We start from the raw sequence: 752 nt of genomic DNA, 5'->3' as shown, positions 1-752 counted from the left end.
CTGGTTCTGATTGGTTCAAGGGCGATGCCAATGCCAACCTGCTCAGCGGCAACGGCGGCAACGACACCCTGGCCGGCGGCTTGGGCGACGATACGCTCGACGGCGGCGCAGGGATCAACACCGCCGTCTTCGCAGGCCAGGCTGCAGACTCCCAGATCACGAATAACGGCGACGGCAGCTTTACCGTGACCGGTCCCGACGGCAGCGATCTCGTCAAGACCGTCCGCCTGCTGGAATTCACCGACAAGACCRTGGCCTTGTGGAACAGCGCTCCGACGTCTCTGGGGCTGTCRGCCTCGTCCGTGTCGGAGGCYGCGCTCGCGGGCACGCTCATCGCCTCGCTYTCGGCCCGCGACGCCGATGGCGACAGCTTGAGCTACAGCCTCGCCGCAGGCAGCCCGTTCCGCATCGACGGCACCAGCCTCGTGCTYGCCGGACCGCTGGACTTCGAGACGAAGGCCAGCCACAGCCTGAYGGTGGTGGCCCGGGAYGCCTATGGCGGCGAGGTGAGCCAGAGCTTCACGCTCCAGGTGACGGATGCGGTCGAGTTCACGCCGTTCACCCTCACCGGCACGGCGGGCGCCGACCGGCTTGAGGGCGAGACCGGCAACGACGTGCTCACGGGGCTGTCCGGCGCCGATGTGCTCCTGGGCGAGGTGGGCAACGATGTGCTCGCCGGCGGCGCGGGCAAGGACGTGCTCACCGGCGGGGCCGGCCAGGATGTGTTCGTGTTCGACAGCCGTCCCAATAAG

Annotated in this window: 1 protein-coding gene; it reads left to right on the top strand. The window is 68.3% G+C overall.

What is annotated here, in order from left to right:
- On the top strand, positions 1–752 hold a 752-nt coding region (locus AB4Y85_RS19405; protein ID WP_441986543.1), incomplete at both ends, for a cadherin domain-containing protein.

It is taken from the genome of Microvirga sp. 2YAF29 (assembly GCF_052114605.1).
GTDB lineage: Bacteria > Pseudomonadota > Alphaproteobacteria > Rhizobiales > Beijerinckiaceae > Microvirga.
The sequence above is the reverse complement of the archived record's forward strand: the minus strand, read 5'-3'. Positions and strand labels throughout refer to the sequence as shown.